Here is a 16,215-nt window from a genome sequence, read left to right on the forward strand (position 1 = left end):
TGAACTCTTTTAGTGCCTGTAAAGTTTTTAAGTATTAAAGTAGTTGTTTTGTTTTTGGCAGGCAATAAAATTTATGCCCCAACTTCGGTATCCCAATAAATCAGTTTTTTTACAGGCACCTGAAAACGGATCAGGTCATCAAATGGATATTTTTTACCAATCCATCTTGTTTTTCCATAAATCTAATCTTCGTCTGAACCCGGCAAACTGCCATTGCCATGGTATGCACCTTTACGTATAATTGGCATATTCAAATGTTTATAAAGGTCGTCCAGGTGCATTAAACTACCATTTGTTAAATTGCCCAAAAATATAACTACGATATTTTTACTTAAATCCCTTACATAAATGTGTCGAAAACCGTGCCACCAACCGGTGTGGTAAACTACTTTATCCATGTTTTCGCCGTCAAACATTCTCCAGCCATAGCCATAGTTAAAATGTCCGTTTACAGGTTTATTCCGGCCCACGTAGGCAGAATCGAGGCTCTTTTTGGTTAACAACCGTCCATTTTTAAGGTATTTGTCAAAAAGAACCAAATCGTGAACGGTGCTGTAAATACCTTTATCACCAACAGGCCCATCCAAGAAGTTCTGGGCCACGGAGTAACGCCAGGTGCGGTCGTGGCCTACCACATCAACCGGTATTTTTTCGTATTCGGTAGTGCTGTACACATGGGTATGCTTTAAGCCTGCAGGTTTAAAAACGTGTTCCATCATGTATTGAGAATAACGCTGTCCGGTAACTTTTTCAATAATGGCACCCAATACCATAAAATTAGAGTTGTTATAGTGGAAGCGGTTATCAGGCTTGGTGTATGGATTAGGTTTTCTTTCAGCAATTACATTCATCACTTCCTGGTTAGTTACGCCCTTTTTCATGTTGCGTTTCTCTTTGCGCCAGATGTCATCAATAAAATACACATAGTTCATCATGCCGCTGCGGTGCGAAAGCAAGAGCTTTACCGTAATGCCATCATAAGGGAAATTGGGATAGAATTTTTTAACATCATCGTTTAAGGAAAGTTTCCCTGCCTCTACCAATTGCATAATTGCAGTACCTGTAAACGTTTTGGTAATAGAAGCCAGCTCAAATTCCGAATTAATGGTTAGGCTGTCGCGGTGCAGGTAATCGGCCCAGCCAATGGCTTTTTCGTAAAGGATTTTACCATCTTTGGCCACCAGCATATTGCCATTGAAACCAAACTTTTTGTGCAGGTTGTCTACGAAATCAGCAATCCATTTATCTCCTTTTTGTGGGTTGTAAACCAGCAGGAGGCTATCCGCTTTATCGTCTTCTTTGGTACGTATTTTTTTTTCAGCTGCTTTTTTCTCTTCAGATTTTTTACCCGAGCAGGCTGTAAGTAATGTTGCTGAGAGGGCTAATGCTGAACAGATATATCTAAAATTCATTTATATCAGGGATAGTGTGTTTAAAACCCGAAAATTAAAGAATTTTAGACGGTTGTAACGAAAGAGTTTTACACATTTTCGCAATTTTGATTGTACCAGCATTCGAATAAATGCCCTTTGCTGCCATAAACCGGATCGCTATCGGGATTTTTTACTTTTGCAATGTCCTGATCTGCTTCAGGACGTTCTTTTGCCTCACCATATTTGATATTGTATTCGGCACCGTTCGGATATGCACCCACCACCGTGAAATCATCACTGGAATTTAATTTTTTATGAGCTACACCTGCCGGAATGATAATTACATCCCCCTTGTCGAGTTCAATGCAAACACCATGATCGCCACCAAACTGAACGTCGGCTTTGCCACAAAATACACCCATTACTTCGTGTGTATTGCTATGGTAATGGTGATAATCAAAAATACCATCTACCCAGGAGTTGGTATAACCGTTTTGCGCAAAAACCTTTTTAATTACCTCTTCGTTATCATCGGGATGAAGCCTGAGTGCGCCTTTGTAAACCATTAGTGGTAAGACCGGGTTATTTGGAAAGTTTCCGTTTTCTTCGATTTTATGTGCCACTAAATAAGCTTCCTGTATTAGTTTTTCTTTGTCCATAGCTGGGGAGTTTTATGTAATTAACAATACAAGCGCCAAAGGGTTTAAATTTTGTTTTATAGTCCCGTAAGAGGATTACTTTAACTGTATTTGTAATGCTGAGAGTCTTTTATTAGCGATACAATCGCTATTCTCGTTCATCCCCGTTACAAACGAGGACGATGCAAGTTGCTGGTCAATTTTAATTCTTCAAATATTTCACACTCCATCTGGAGGAAAGTAAATAGTCTGTGATATTAGGTAAAGTTGAGGGTAGAAAAATGATAAAATATTTATCTGCGACCTCTGTGTTATCTCTGGCCAAATAATGAGGTAACGTTCCCGCCAAAAACAAAATTCTTTATTGTCAGCGGGAGCGTTTAACTATTTCTGGCTTGCTGCCCAGGCATCCATTTTAGCTTCGAAAACTGATAACGGGAAAGAACCATCTTTTAAAACGGCGGTGTGAAAGGCCGATAATTTGAATTTTGGTCCCAGTTCCTTTTCGTATCTGCTTCTGAGCTCCCTTATTTTCATAGCCCCTGTTTTGTAACCCAATGCTTGGGCAGGTATCCCCATATAACGTTCAATCTCGGCTGTTGCACCTTCAGTGCTTATGGCTTCGTTATCGGTCATGTATTTGATGGCTTGCTCGCGGGTCATGTTTTTGGTGTGAATGGCCACGTCAACTACCAGGCGAATGGCCCGGTGCATTTCATCACCCAAAGCTCCCATATGCTGATATGGATCCTGATATAACCCCAGTTCCTTACCTAACGACTCACAATAAAGCGCCCAACCTTCTACATAGGCGTTATGACCACCGAAACGGCGGAAATTAGGTAACGATTTGTTTTCCTGGGTTAACGAAATCTGGTAATGGTGACCAGGAATAGCCTCGTGGAGGAAGAGAGATTCCATTCCGGAGGTGGTATTGAATTTTTTGGCATCCAGAATGGGTACATAAAAGATTCCCGGACGTTTGCCATCGGCCGAACCCTGGTTGTATTCTGCACTGGCAGATGCAGCCCTGAAAGCTTCTGTTTGACGAATTTCGAAAGGGGTTTTGGGCTCTACATCAAACATTTTTTTCAAATTGGGTTTCATCCGCTGATGGATATCTTCGAAAGCAGCTAGAACTTCTTTCGGAGTTTTATAAGGCGTGAATTTTTTATCGGTTTTCATGTATTCGAAAAAAGCTTTTAAATCTCCTTTAAAGCCAACCAGGTTTTTGATGCTATCCATCTGCCCTTTTATCCGGGCAACTTCTTTTAAGCCTGTCTGATAAATCTCTTCGGGTGTTCTATTGGTGGTAGTTTGCTGTTTTACCAGGTAAGTATACCACTCCAGGCCGCCCGGCATGGCAGACCAGCCAGACGTAGTTCTCGCTTTTGGCAGGTATTCGTTTTGAAGAAAATCGCCCAGTTTTTTATAAGTTGGTACAATAACAGTGGTGATGGTATTCCGGTATGCTTCTGTTAATCTTTGTTTATCTGCTGCAGAAAAACTAGCAGGTAATGAATTAATAGGGCCATAAAATAAACTTTTTTCAGGATCGGTTACGACCATACTCTGCATTTGCGGAATCATTTTAACTACCAAAGCTTTAGGCAAAACAATACCAGCGGCCTCACCTTTTTTAAAGTTGGCTATGGCTGTATCGGCCCAAACGGAAAAAGCGGTAACACGTTTTAACCAGTTTTCATAATTTTTAACCGTTTTAAATGGCTGTGCTCCTGTACCTGAGCCTAACTGGCCAATGGTTAAGGGGAGAGCAAACATCTGGTTAAATGGAAGGTATTCTGAATGATATTTTAATCCTTCTAAATTGATGCTCAGCTGGTCTTTAAGATAATCAAAAGAGAGTTTGTCGTTGTCATTCAGGCCTTCCCTATCGTATTTGCCTAAACTGTCGAGATAACGTTGGTTAAATGCTTTATATTCCTTTAGGTAAGCTTGTGAACCATCATTTGGCAAGAGGTCGTCATAACGTTCATCACCAATATAAGTGGCATTAATTGGGGTGAGTTTTAACCCATCCTGGTAGTATTGCTCGCACATATAGGCAAAAGCTTTGTTTTCTGAGTCTGAATCAGATTTGGTGCCCTGCTTACAGGCTGACAAGCAAGCAATGCAAGCAGTAAAAAGAAGTATTTTTTTCATTTGTTTGATTTAAGATCCTTAAATCAAAAATAACAAATTAAGCCACTATTTATTAAAAGCCTTAAATGCAAAAAAGCCATCCTAAAAAGGATGGCTTTAATATATAACCAGTATTGAACTGAAAACTTTGATTTGCTAACGGTGATTAAGCCAATAGCCTGATTGGTTCTTCTAATAAACCTTTTAAGGTTTGTAAGAATTGAGCTCCGGTTGCACCATCAACCACACGGTGATCGCAACCTAAAGTTAATTTCATCACATTACCAGGAACAACAGCACCGTTTTTAACAACAGGAATTTGTTGAATTGCACCTACTGATAAAATTGCCCCGTCAGGAGAGTTAATGATTGATGTAAATTCATCAATACCGAACATTCCCAGGTTAGATACAGTAAAGGTAGATCCTTCCCAATCTGATGGTTGTAATTTTTTAGCTTTTGCTTTAGCACCAAAATCTTTCACTTCAGCAGAGATATGCGATAAAGATTTGCCATCTGCAAAACGCACTACAGGCACCAATAAGCCATCTTCAACAGCTATGGCTACACCGATATTGGTATGTTCGTTGAAACGGATTTTATCGCCACCCCATGATGAGTTAACAGCCGGGTGTTTTTTCAAGGCAACGGCTACTGCTTTAATTACGATATCGTTGAAAGAAACCTTAACCGGAGCAACTGCATTGATTGCCGTACGGGCAGCCATTGCATTATCCATATCAATGCTAATGGTTAAATAAAAGTGAGGAGCTGTAAATAAACTTTCTGACAAACGTTTTGCAATCACTTTACGCATTTGCGAAACCGGTTGTTCAGTAAATTTAACTTCACCAACAAAGGTTGGAATTACAGGAGCTGCAGCTGGTGCGCTTCCTGTTTTAGGCGCTTCTGCCTGTGGTGCAGCAGCTGGTTTAAAGTTCTCGATATCTTTTTTAATGATACGGCCACCTTCAGCACTACCTGATACCTGCGATAAATCGATTCCTTTTTCTTTAGCAATTTTCTTTGCCAGAGGAGATGCTTTTACGCGGCTATCAGACGATGAGCTCTGTGCAACTGGAGCAGATGAGCCCGCATCAGCAGTTGTTTTTGGTGCTTCTTCGCTTTTTGGCGCTTCGCTTTCGGCTTTCGGCTTTGCGCTTTGTGTTCCTCCGGCTAAAATACCGCTAACATCGGTGCCTTCAGGACCAACAATGGCAATAATGCCGTTTACTTTAGCCGCCTGACCTTTTTCTACACCAATGTGTAATAAAGTACCGGTTGCATAACCCATTACTTCCATAGTAGCCTTATCGGTTTCTACGTCGGCTAAAACATCATCATCCTTTACTTTATCGCCCACTTTTTTATGCCATTCGGCAATTACGCCTTCAGTCATGGTATCGCTTAACAAAGGCATGCGGATTACCGTTACGCCTTTAGCTGCTAATTCTTCTTCGCTTAAGCCACCACCCTGAGCCGGTGCAGCTTCTTCTTTTTTCTCTTCAGCTTTTGGGGCTGCGCTTTCTGCTTTAGGGGCTTCTGCGCCTTGTTCAGCTGCTAAAGCTGCTTTATAATCTTCACCTTCTTTACCGATAACGGCCATGATGGCATCAACCGGAACGGCCTGGCCTTCTTCTACACCAACGTATAAAAGGGTACCATCCCAATAAGATTCCATATCCATGGTTGCCTTGTCAGTTTCTACTTCTGCCAAAACATCGCCGCTTTTCACTTTATCGCCCACTTTTTTATGCCACTTCGCCAAAACCCCTTCGGTCATGGTGTCGCTCATTTTGGGCATTTTAATTACATCAGCCATTCTATCTAATTAATTGAAATCTTATTAATATTAGTCTATTACGTAAGGGTAGTTCTCAGTTACATATACGTCTTTGTATAACTCAGATGCATCTGGCCAAGGAGATTCTTCGGCAAATTTTACTGCCTGATCTACTGTAGCTTTAACTTTGGCTTCTACTTCTTCAATCCAGGCCTGATCTGCATATTTTTCTCTCAAAATAGTTTCCCTTGCTAATTCAACCGGATCTTTCGCTTTGTAATCTTCTAATTCTTCTTTAGTACGGTATTTTGCCGGATCGGACATCGAGTGACCACGGTAACGGTAAGTTCTCATTTCTAAGAAAGTTGGTCCTTCGCCTTTACGCGCACGTTGGATCGCTTCATCCATGGCATTGTGAACGGCCACCGGATCCATTCCATCAACAGGTGCACAAGGCATATCGAAACCTAAACCAATTTTATAGATATCGGTCATGTTGGTAGTACGTTGTACTGAAGTACCCATCGCATAACCATTGTTTTCGCAAACAAAAACTACAGGTAATTTCCACAACATGGCCATGTTAAACGTTTCGTTTAATGCACCCTGGCGTACAGCGCCATCGCCCATATAACAAATGTTAACATTGTCTGTTCCTTTATATTTTTCTGCAAAAGCAACACCAGCACCTAATGGAATCTGGCCGCCAACAATGGCGTGGCCACCATAAAAGTTATGCTCTTTACTGAACATGTGCATTGAACCACCTTTACCTTTAGAACAGCCGGTAGCTTTACCATACATTTCGGCCATAATGCTATCTGCACTAACACCTAAAGCTAAAGCATGAGCATGATCACGGTAAGTCGTAATCATTGAATCGCCTTTTTTCATTGCAGATATAGCACCTGCAACTACAGCTTCTTGTCCAATGTATAAATGACAAAAGCCACGTATTTTTTGTTGTCCGTATAACTGGCCAGTTTTTTCTTCGAATTTACGCATCAGTAACATCGACTCAAACCACTTTAACCAGGTATCTTTATTTATTTCTACTGCACTCATTTTAGGGTATTTGTTTTTTTGCGACAGCAAATCTAATTTTTTTATTGTAATTTTTGGCACTTTCGGGTGGAAAAACATCATATTCCCGGGCATAAAATTACATTTAACACTTGTTTTACAATTGAATAGGATATGGAAACGGCCTTTCTGTTTTTAAGAAGATTTAAAGCCAATTTCTTATAATTAAAACAACACCCTTTATCATAATCCGGAATTAAATTATCCTGAAATTTAATTTTGCATATAACCCCATCTACCTAATTTAAAATACTTCCCCGCTTTACGCTTAAACAGGCTGGTAAAAACGAAAAAAATTTGTGACAAAACTGATTTTGTGGCTATTATCAGCTGAAAAAATGGGCTCATAAAGTCAAAATGTTAATAACTTTTGTTTTTTAACACCTAACATTTGGATAACATTTGTATAATTAATACTTTTGGCAACCAACAATAAGCCCAGGTGGTGTACGTTAATGTGTAAGTGAATACCCAAACATAACTGTATAACATGATTAAAAAAATTTTGTTTTCTACTCTAATCGCTATTTGCACGCTCTCAACCGCATTTGCGCAAACTAAAACAAAAGAATCTGGTAAAGAGTTAAACGACCCTGATAATCTTGCATCGCAATATTTCTCGCAGGTAATGGGGGTTGCGGTAGACGCGACTTCGAATTTAAAACTTTACAAATTTATATACGAGTGGATCGGAACACCATATAGTTATGGCGGAAACACAAAAAGAGGAATCGATTGCTCGGCTTTTACTAAAGCAATTTACGATAAAGTTTTCAACACTACCATCAGAAGAAATTCGCGCGATATTTTTAGCATGGTAGATCCCTTATCAAAAGAAGATTTAAAAGAAGGCGACCTGGTTTTCTTTAAAATCAAAAGCAGGAGTATTTCACACGTGGGTATTTACCTCGGCGATAATAGATTTGCACATGCATCCAGCTCACGCGGTGTTGTAATCAGCAACCTGAACGAGCCTTATTACAGCCGGTATTTTTATAAGGGTGGGCGTGTGCTCGAATCGTTTAAGAAAGAATTTACCGTAGAATAATTCAGTTGACGGTTTTCAGTTAACAGTCAAAAAAATATAGAATCCTCCTAAAGAAATTTCGGAGGATTTTTTTTATCCCGTAAGAATCTAAAATGAAATTTTTCAACACCTTAATATTAGCCGCTTTTACCATCATTATTTTAATCAGCTGCACCAGTAATAATGCACAGGTTAACACTCCGGTTGTAAAAAAAGATACAGTAGGCAGGAAAATAAAAGATACGATATCGATAACCGCGGTTGGTGATATCATGCTTGGCTCTGCTTTCCCTTCCAAAACCAATCTTCCACCGGATGATGCCGTAAACAGCTTTCAGGCTGTAGACAGTTTATTAAAGGGCGATATCGTATTTGGAAACCTGGAAGGTTGTTTTCTGAATTCAGGCAACTCCAATAAATGCAACGGTATTAATCCGAACAGCTGTTACGCTTTCAGAATGCCTGAGCGTTATGCCGGCATATATAAAAATGCCGGATTTAATGTGTTAAGCATTGCCAATAACCACGTGGGCGATTTTGACGCAAGGGGAAGAAAAAATACCGCACGGGTATTGGACTCGTTGCAGATTCATTATGCAGGGCAGGTAAATAAACCTTTCGAGGTTTTTGAAAAAGATAGTGTTAAATATGCTTTTTGCGCATTTGCACCTAACGAAAACACCGTTTCCATTAACAAAATCGACAGTGCTAAAGCTTTGGTTTCGCGTTTGAAAACAATGGCCGATATTGTGATCGTTTCCTTTCACGGAGGAGGTGAAGGGGCCAGATTTGAACATGTTCCCCGCAGAAATGAGATCTTTTACAAAGAAAACAGGGGTAATGTTTATGCCTTTGCTCACGCCGTGATTGATGCGGGCGCTGATGTAGTTTTAGGGCACGGACCACATGTAACCAGGGCCGTTGAAGTGTATAAAAATAAATTTATCGCTTACAGTTTGGGTAATTTCTGTACCTATGGCATGTTCAGCTTAAAAGGCAATAACGGCATTGCCCCTTTGCTCCGGTTAAAAATAGATGCCAAAGGCAATTTTCTATATGCTGATGTGGTATCCGTTCAGCAGGATAAAATTAACCGTTTAACCATTGATGATAACCACAGGGCTTTTAAGCGGATGAAAGAATTAACCGATACTGATTTTATTGGGCACCAGCTTAAATTTGAACACAATAAAATCAGTTTAAAAGATTAGTTTTCTGCGACATCAATTTCATTTAATTTCAGAATATTTGCCTTATGAAAACGGGATTAATCATTCATTATATAATCGGAATTGCAGCTGCGCTTTTAGTTTTGGCCGCTGCATATTACATCAATCAAAACCCAGATAACTTGTTGTCTGCGGGGATTATCATTTTAGCAGGCTGCCTGGTAGCTTTTAGTCAATACCAGATCATCAAACAGAAAAAGAAACAAAAATAACCGCCATTCTTCCAGAAGCGGCGGTTACACTTTTTCTTTTATGGAGAAGGTTTCCTAACTCTCATCCTTGGTATTCTTTACCAGCCCGATTCCGGATACAAAGAAAATTAATCCGATTATTCCATAAACCAGCAATCCCCTCGTGTTTTGACTATGGTTTACAAAACCGTACCCGGCATAAATTAAACCGATAATGCCCAATATGGTTAATATCGTTCCGAAAGTGCGTTTTACGTTCATGATCTGTTTTTTAACATAAGACAAAGAAAACAGGCTTTTGTTTGAAAACCGGAAAATAGAGTTTAATTGTTTGCATTTATTTTTTATAACTTCATAAAAAAATCTAATTATGCAATACACCGTTTACATTTTAGTAGTGATAGGAGTTATTATACTGCTAAGTTCGTTCGTTACCGTTAAACAGGGCACCATTGCGGTTGTTACCGTTTTTGGTAAGTACCAAAGGCTGTTAAGACCGGGTTTAAATTTTAAAATCCCTTTAATAGAGCAGATTTATTCGCGGATATCGATCCAAAACCGCTCTGTAGAACTATCGTTTCAGGCGGTAACACAAGATCAGGCAAATGTTTACTTCAAGGCTATGCTGCTTTATTCCGTAATTAACCAGGATGAAGAAACTATCAAAAATGTAGCTTTTAAGTTTGTAGATGCGACCAACTTAATGCAGGCATTAATCAGGACCATTGAAGGCTCTATCCGTGCTTATGTAGCTACCCAAAAACAAGCCAATGTACTGGCGCAACGTAATGAAATTGTACTTCATGTTAAAGAACAGATCGATCAGGTGTTAGATGGCTGGGGTTACCACCTTCAGGATTTGCAGTTGAACGATATTACGTTCGATGAAGAAATTATGCGCTCGATGAGTCGTGTGGTGGCATCAAACAATTTAAAGGCAGCGGCCGAAAACGAGGGTCAGGCATTATTGATTACTAAAACCAAAGCTGCGGAAGCTGATGGTAATGCCATTAAAATTGCTGCGACCGCCGAACGTGAGGCTGCCCAGTTACGCGGACAGGGAATCGCTTTGTTTAGGGAGGAAGTTGCAAAAGGTATGACCAATGCCGCACACGAAATGCAACAGGCTAACCTGGATACCTCTGTAATTTTATTTACCATGTGGACAGAAGCCATTAAGCAGTTTGCGGAATATAGCGAAGGCAATGTAATCTTTTTAGATGGTAGTACAGAGGGAATGAATAAAACCATGAAAGAGATGATGGCCATGCAATTAAGCAAACAGAATGATCCTGCCGGAAAGAATTAAGTAATTTAGATCCCAAAAGGTGATTTGTTGTGCTGTTAGATGTTACCATCTGACACTTAAAATAGATTAAAGATAGAATTAAATAGTGTTAGATAGAATATCTGATACCCCGAAACTATTTTAGACCTCATGGGTTTGATAGCCCCCTGCCTGTTAAACCTATGAGATTTTTAAAAGACAAAAAAGGCCGCTTTAGTTTAACTAAAGCGGCCTTTTATTTTGAATGATATTATTTCTGATTAATTATTCTTTGGCATCGCACCTAAGTTCATCACATAGTTGCCAGATTGCTGCATAAAATCGCCCATTACTTTTAACGATTCATCTTCAATGAAATCGAAAGCATCTTTCTTGGTTACTTTATCACCTTTTTTAATGGCAGGCAATCCTCTCAAAGCGCGTAATTCATTTTGCCTGGCCAGGGCTTTAGCTTCCTGGGCATCGCGTTCTGCTTTAAGCTTGGCTTCGTTCAAGGTTACCGAAACTTCTGTATCGCGTTTTTTAAGATCTGCCATGTCCTGTTTAAGGTACTTGAAATCCAAAGAGTTTGCAATGCGCTGCTCGCTATTTTTTGTTAACTGTGCTTTAACAGCAGTTAAATTGGCAACAGCTTTAAAGTTAGAGCTTGGAATTACATCCCATGGTAAAGCAGAGGGCTCTGTATCTTCACCAATTTTATCCATTGGATAGATAGAAGGGAAAACAACATCAGGTGTTACCCCTTTGTGCTGTGTACTGCTCCCTGCTACGCGATAAAACTTGGCCATGGTTAAATTGATCTGTCCTAAATTAACATCAGCCGGATTGGTACCGCTAGGTGATGTTCCTACAGTTTTATCTTTTGATATTAAGCCAGCTACCCGTTGTAGCATACTCGGGTTTACCAGTTTGTTTAAATCGATAGAAGATTGAACGGTACCTTTACCATAAGTTTGGCTGCCCATAATAATACCGCGACCGTAATCCTGGATTGCCCCGGCAAAAATTTCAGATGCAGATGCACTTAAACGATCTACCATTACACCCAATGGGCCATCCCATACTACACCACTGTTTTCGTCTTCATCTACCTCGATTTTGCCCCTTAAATCTTTTACCTGCACTACGGGACCTCTGTCGATAAACAGGCCGGTTAGTGATATTGCTTCAACTAAAGAACCACCACCGTTTCCGCGCAAATCCATTACAATGGCATTTACTTTATCGTAATTTTTTAACGAATCGATCAGTTTTCTTACATCGCGTGTAGTACTTTTATAATTTTTATCGCCAGCATTTGCAGCTTTAAAGTCAGCATAGAAAGCCGGTAAGGTGATAATACCTATTTTGATATCCTTACCGTTACTGCTGATGGTTTTTACTTTTTTCTTGGCAGAAGTTTCTTCAAGTACAATTTTATCGCGTACCAATTCTATAATTACCGGTTTCGACGACATTTCTTTTCCAACCGGGATTACTTTTAAACGTACTTTAGTTCCTTTCGGACCTTTAATTTTAGCTACGGTGTTATCGAGTCTCCATCCTACCACATCAACAAATTCTCCGTCACCTTGCGCTACAGCAATAATCCTGTCGCCGGCACTTAACTGCTTGCCCTTAAAAGCAGGTCCGCCTGCAATGATCTCCGAAATTTTAACCACTTCGTTCTCTAACTGTAAACGGGCACCAATACCTTCGAAAGAGCGCGACATATCTTCGTTAAAAGCTGCGGCGTTGGTTGGATTGAAATAGTTGGTGTGTGGATCGATAGATTCGGTGAATGCATCCATTAAAATCTGAAAAACATCCTGGTTGTTCATTTTTGAGGTTTGCGACTGTAAATTCTGGTAACGCTTGGTTAAAGTCTCTACATTTTTTGCCTCCGGGGTTCCGGCCAGATTAAGGTTGATCAGCTCGTATTTAACCCTTTTTTTCCAGGTATCGTTTAAAGCTGCAGAAGAAACTGCCCAAGGCAATTTTTCCCTGTCGTAAACATAGGTGTCGTTTTGGTTAAAATCGAATTTGGTTTTAATCTGCGCCAGAGAATAGCTGAAATAATCATTTAGCCTTTTGGCGTATACATTATAAATATAAAATGGGCCACTTAGATCGCCATTTTTAAAGTCATCGTCCAAAGTGTACCTGTATTTTTCAAATTCTTTGATATCCGATGCAAGGAAATAATTTTTGCCCTGATCCAGCGATTTGATGTACCTGTCCAAAATGATGGAGGATATGGAATCGTTGATCTGGATTTTCTTGTAATTATAGCTTTCGATCAGGTTCACAACTTCTTTGATCACAAGCTGTTGCTGCTGATCTGGCTTTATATTAGTAATCCCCTCAACAACCGGTTGAGGCTTAGGCGCGGCATGGCAGGCAAGTACAGCTCCGGTAAAAATTACAAAAAATATTCTCTTTAACATCTCTTTAAATGATTTAAAATCCATTTTCAATTCTATATAGCCAATATGATACCATTTTAGCAAAAAAACAAAAAAGAGACAGCATTATTACTGTCTCTTGTTAAAACTTTCTCAAATCTAACTAAAAGCTTTTTATTTAACAATTTCTTATGAAGAACGTTGCGGGTTATTTTTTGTTTTAGACGACATTTGAAATTTGACCAAATACAGACGTATTATGCCTTTTTGGAGTGTTTATCGACGTGATTTAAAGAAATTAAGCTTTTTAGCTCGGGTTTACTTTTTTGGTGGCGGTCTTGCTGGCGATCATTTCCCTTGCATCTTTAATCTGCGTTTTATATTGGGTGGTTTTGATCGAATTGGCCAGCCACTCTGCAGATTTTAAATCCCTTAGGGCAAGCGTAAAATCTTTCTTTTTGATCTTAACCTGAACAATGCCCAGGATGGATTCGATATAGGCATTATTACTTTTTAATTGTTTTGCCAATATGCCCTGCTGGGTAAAAAACCACATTGATTGGGTATACTTGGTATTGGCAAGGTAAACTTTACCTAGAAGGTTATAGGTATTCATTATACCGGTACGGTTACCGGTTTTGGAATAATTTTTTAAGGCTACGTTTAAGAGGATTTGTTCGGCATCATTGTAGCGTCCCAATTGGTAATGCATGTTGCTCATTTTTATGATGGCCTGCCCATACCTGTTGAAATTCTTTACCGAGTTATACTCGAAAGCCGCTTTCCCAAATAATGTTAAGGCTTCATTATAATCACCTTTCCGCTCTAAGTCTTCAGCTTCTTCAAAAAAAGAATTTCCATCTTCCAGGTCAAATTTAGATACCGCTATCGTAATAGCACTACCTCCATTGGGTTCCTGGATTTCTGATCGTTCTATATTTTGAGCCTGAAGTTGTAATGATGCAAAAAGGCCGGTTAAAGCCAATACAATTTTGGTCATGCAACAAAAATAATACTTTAATTTTAATTTTAGCTAAATATCTGTAAATTAACATCAAAAGCTGCCCAAACCATGTAAGGATGCGAGTCGCAATGGTATATTTTGCCATCAGCTGTGATGCCGATAACGCCCGCAAAACCATCAAAAGCCTTTAATTCGGCAAAAGACTTATCACAGGCATCTTTTAAAGAAAAGCCATCAGTAACGCGCGTAACGATTTTAGCCGCCAAAGCACCGCTCACAATATCTTCGCCCACCCCTGTACATGAAATGCCGGCATATTGATTGGCATAATTGCCTGCAACAGTTGCCGAATCACTCACACGGCAGGGAATTTCAAATCCCTTCCCCCCTGTAGAAGTGGCTACAGCTAGATTTCCGTTTGCATCAAGGGCCACACATCCCACGGTCCCTTTATTGTTTCTTTGGTTTAACTTTGCTTCATATTCCGCCTGGCGCTGCGGCGAGATGGGATTAAAATAGTCGAAACCATTATTCCGGGCAAACTGTTGTGCACCCTCACCGCTTAAAACACGGTCATCGTAAGTTAAAAGTTGCTGTGCAACCTGGATCGGGTTTTTAATATCTTCTACATTGATCACCCCACTGAATTTTTCAGTTTTGCCGTCCATTAAGGCAGCACTTAACCTTACCTTCCCATCGCTTTGGATCTGCGAGCCAATACCGGCATTGAACAACTCGTTATCTTCCAGTAAAGCAACGGTATAAACCACGGTTTCTAAGGCCGTGTGCGTTTTCAGGTATTCGTGACCAAGGCTAACAATCGATGCTAAAGCATCTTGTTTTGCTTTTTTTGTTTCCTGATTGGTAGACGATTCGCTAAAAAAGCCACCATGTATGATAAGTTTCATTTTTTTTGGGATTGAGTATGGAGATTTGGGAAGTGAGGTACTAGACCTTTTACACCCAAAACCTTTAAGCTATAGGAACAACCTTAGGGTGGTGGATCACCAAACTGTGGTCATTTAAATCATAAACATCGCCATCGCACATCACGTGTACCACCATGTTTTTGATGGAAACCGGCTGCCCCATTTCTACATCGGTTAGATTCGTATCGGCCATGTTGCGGCCATCAACCAAAATAACCATGCCCGAGCCAATGGCTTCCATGGTATGCCCATCAGATATGAAAAGACCGGTATCCTCGCCAAGGCCAATACCCAAAATACCAGGATTGCTGGCCGCGGCATATAATAAGCGCCCTATTCTGCCACGCTGAACAAAATGTGTATCTACAATAACATCGTCGATAAAACCTAATCCCCCGGTAATTTTAACTTCACCTTTAAGTAAGGCATCTTTACTGCTGCCCTGGTAAATCATATTTTTGGAACTTGCTGCCGCGCCGGCAGAAGTACCTGCAATAACTACGGGTTCGTTTTTATATTTTTCGAGTAAAATCTGGTGGGTTTTTGTACCGCCAAAAATAGAAGAAAGACGGAGTTGATCGCCACCGGTAAAAATGATTACCTCGGCTGCTTTGATACGTTCATAATTTTCATCCGAATTGGCCTCCTCTCGATTGGTAATATTTAACACCCCCAGGTTATGTACATCCAACTGTGCATAGGCCTTGATGTATTCTTCGCCAACTTTTTCGGGCATTAATGATGCTGTAGTAATGATTTCGAAACGCGATTGGGTATCCCTGACTGACTCCGTGGTAATCCGTTTTAAAATTCCACGCTCAAAAAAGTTCATGTTTTCTGGCAGCCCGAATTGCGTTTCTGCAAAGCTACCGGTGTTTATTGCGCCACCAATGATGATGAGTTTACCTTTCGGAACCATTCTTTGTGTATATAATTGTATCAAAAAACCCAAATATATAGGCTTAAGATAAAAAACACGACTTTTTTTGTCAATAATATTCGATTTATTAACAAACGTTAAAATAATCTAACTTAAAATTAACATAATAGTGCTTGAAAATAAAACAAATAGACCTTAAAATTGATTTACGTAAATAGGAAGCCTAATTTCAAAATAAATGTATATTTTACAGTCATCAATTTCATTCTGAAAACAGCATTAAAAAGGCTGTCCCAAATCCTTT

14 protein-coding genes are annotated in these 16,215 nt (G+C 39.8%); 4 read left to right on the top strand and 10 right to left on the bottom strand.

Translation table 11 applies throughout. The annotated features are described in order from the left end of the window. Nucleotides 1–182 precede the first annotated feature (182 nt). The 5 genes from GGQ60_RS18280 to pdhA all read right to left on the bottom strand — a co-directional run bounded on the left by GGQ60_RS18280 (nucleotide 183) and on the right by pdhA (nucleotide 7,001). On the bottom strand, nucleotides 183–1,412 hold the full coding sequence (locus GGQ60_RS18280) for a serine hydrolase domain-containing protein (protein ID WP_183767024.1): 1,230 nt from the start codon (nucleotides 1,410–1,412) through the stop codon (nucleotides 183–185). 68 nt (nucleotides 1,413–1,480) lie between these two features. Beyond that, nucleotides 1,481–2,032, bottom strand: a complete 552-nt coding sequence (locus GGQ60_RS18285; protein ID WP_183767026.1) for a cupin domain-containing protein — start codon at nucleotides 2,030–2,032, stop codon at nucleotides 1,481–1,483. Between the two features lie 363 nt (nucleotides 2,033–2,395). Then, a complete protein-coding gene (locus GGQ60_RS18290) occupies nucleotides 2,396–4,174 on the bottom strand; it encodes a DUF885 domain-containing protein (RefSeq protein WP_183767028.1) in 1,779 nt (592 codons plus the stop codon). A gap of 145 nt (nucleotides 4,175–4,319) precedes the next feature. Continuing rightward, a complete protein-coding gene (locus GGQ60_RS18295) occupies nucleotides 4,320–5,975 on the bottom strand; it encodes a dihydrolipoyl dehydrogenase family protein (protein ID WP_183767029.1) in 1,656 nt (551 codons plus the stop codon). Between the two features lie 30 nt (nucleotides 5,976–6,005). After that, complete coding sequence (gene pdhA, locus GGQ60_RS18300; RefSeq protein ID WP_183767031.1) at nucleotides 6,006–7,001, bottom strand: pyruvate dehydrogenase (acetyl-transferring) E1 component subunit alpha; 996 nt, start codon at nucleotides 6,999–7,001, stop codon at nucleotides 6,006–6,008. A gap of 508 nt (nucleotides 7,002–7,509) precedes the next feature. On the opposite strand from pdhA, the gene GGQ60_RS18305 reads away from it, so the two are divergent. The 3 genes from GGQ60_RS18305 to GGQ60_RS18315 all read left to right on the top strand — a co-directional run bounded on the left by GGQ60_RS18305 (nucleotide 7,510) and on the right by GGQ60_RS18315 (nucleotide 9,487). After that, nucleotides 7,510–8,067, top strand: a complete 558-nt coding sequence (locus tag GGQ60_RS18305; RefSeq protein WP_183767033.1) for a C40 family peptidase — start codon at nucleotides 7,510–7,512, stop codon at nucleotides 8,065–8,067. Between the two features lie 92 nt (nucleotides 8,068–8,159). Continuing rightward, a complete protein-coding gene (locus GGQ60_RS18310; protein ID WP_183767035.1) occupies nucleotides 8,160–9,257 on the top strand; it encodes a CapA family protein in 1,098 nt (365 codons plus the stop codon). A 44-nt stretch (nucleotides 9,258–9,301) separates the two neighbouring features. Next, nucleotides 9,302–9,487 (top strand): hypothetical protein, encoded by a 186-nt coding sequence (locus GGQ60_RS18315; protein WP_183767037.1) that lies wholly within the window; start codon nucleotides 9,302–9,304, stop codon nucleotides 9,485–9,487. A gap of 54 nt (nucleotides 9,488–9,541) precedes the next feature. On the opposite strand, the gene GGQ60_RS18320 is transcribed toward GGQ60_RS18315, so the two are convergent. Beyond that, nucleotides 9,542–9,727 carry a hypothetical protein gene (locus tag GGQ60_RS18320; RefSeq protein ID WP_183767038.1) on the bottom strand — a complete coding sequence of 62 codons (186 nt, stop codon included), beginning with the start codon at nucleotides 9,725–9,727 and terminating at the stop codon, nucleotides 9,542–9,544. A 109-nt stretch (nucleotides 9,728–9,836) separates the two neighbouring features. Here GGQ60_RS18320 and GGQ60_RS18325 point away from each other — a divergent pair, with 109 nt between their 5' ends. Continuing rightward, a complete protein-coding gene (locus tag GGQ60_RS18325) occupies nucleotides 9,837–10,775 on the top strand; it encodes an SPFH domain-containing protein (RefSeq protein WP_183767040.1) in 939 nt (312 codons plus the stop codon). 239 nt (nucleotides 10,776–11,014) lie between these two features. Here the strand turns inward: GGQ60_RS18325 and GGQ60_RS18330 are convergent, their stop codons facing one another. The 4 genes from GGQ60_RS18330 to GGQ60_RS18345 form a co-directional block, all read right to left on the bottom strand. Beyond that, entirely contained in the window at nucleotides 11,015–13,180 is a 2,166-nt protein-coding gene (locus GGQ60_RS18330) for a carboxy terminal-processing peptidase (protein ID WP_229685152.1), read from the bottom strand. Between the two features lie 265 nt (nucleotides 13,181–13,445). Beyond that, nucleotides 13,446–14,138 (bottom strand): tetratricopeptide repeat protein, encoded by a 693-nt coding sequence (locus tag GGQ60_RS18335; RefSeq protein WP_183767044.1) that lies wholly within the window; start codon nucleotides 14,136–14,138, stop codon nucleotides 13,446–13,448. 29 nt (nucleotides 14,139–14,167) lie between these two features. Next, nucleotides 14,168–15,010 carry an isoaspartyl peptidase/L-asparaginase gene (locus tag GGQ60_RS18340; protein ID WP_183767046.1) on the bottom strand — a complete coding sequence of 281 codons (843 nt, stop codon included), beginning with the start codon at nucleotides 15,008–15,010 and terminating at the stop codon, nucleotides 14,168–14,170. 64 nt (nucleotides 15,011–15,074) lie between these two features. Next, complete coding sequence (locus GGQ60_RS18345) at nucleotides 15,075–15,974, bottom strand: cyanophycinase (RefSeq protein WP_229685153.1); 900 nt, start codon at nucleotides 15,972–15,974, stop codon at nucleotides 15,075–15,077. Between the last annotated feature and the right edge of the window lie 241 nt (nucleotides 15,975–16,215).

The organism is Pedobacter zeae, assembly GCF_014196715.1.
GTDB lineage: Bacteria > Bacteroidota > Bacteroidia > Sphingobacteriales > Sphingobacteriaceae > Pedobacter > Pedobacter zeae.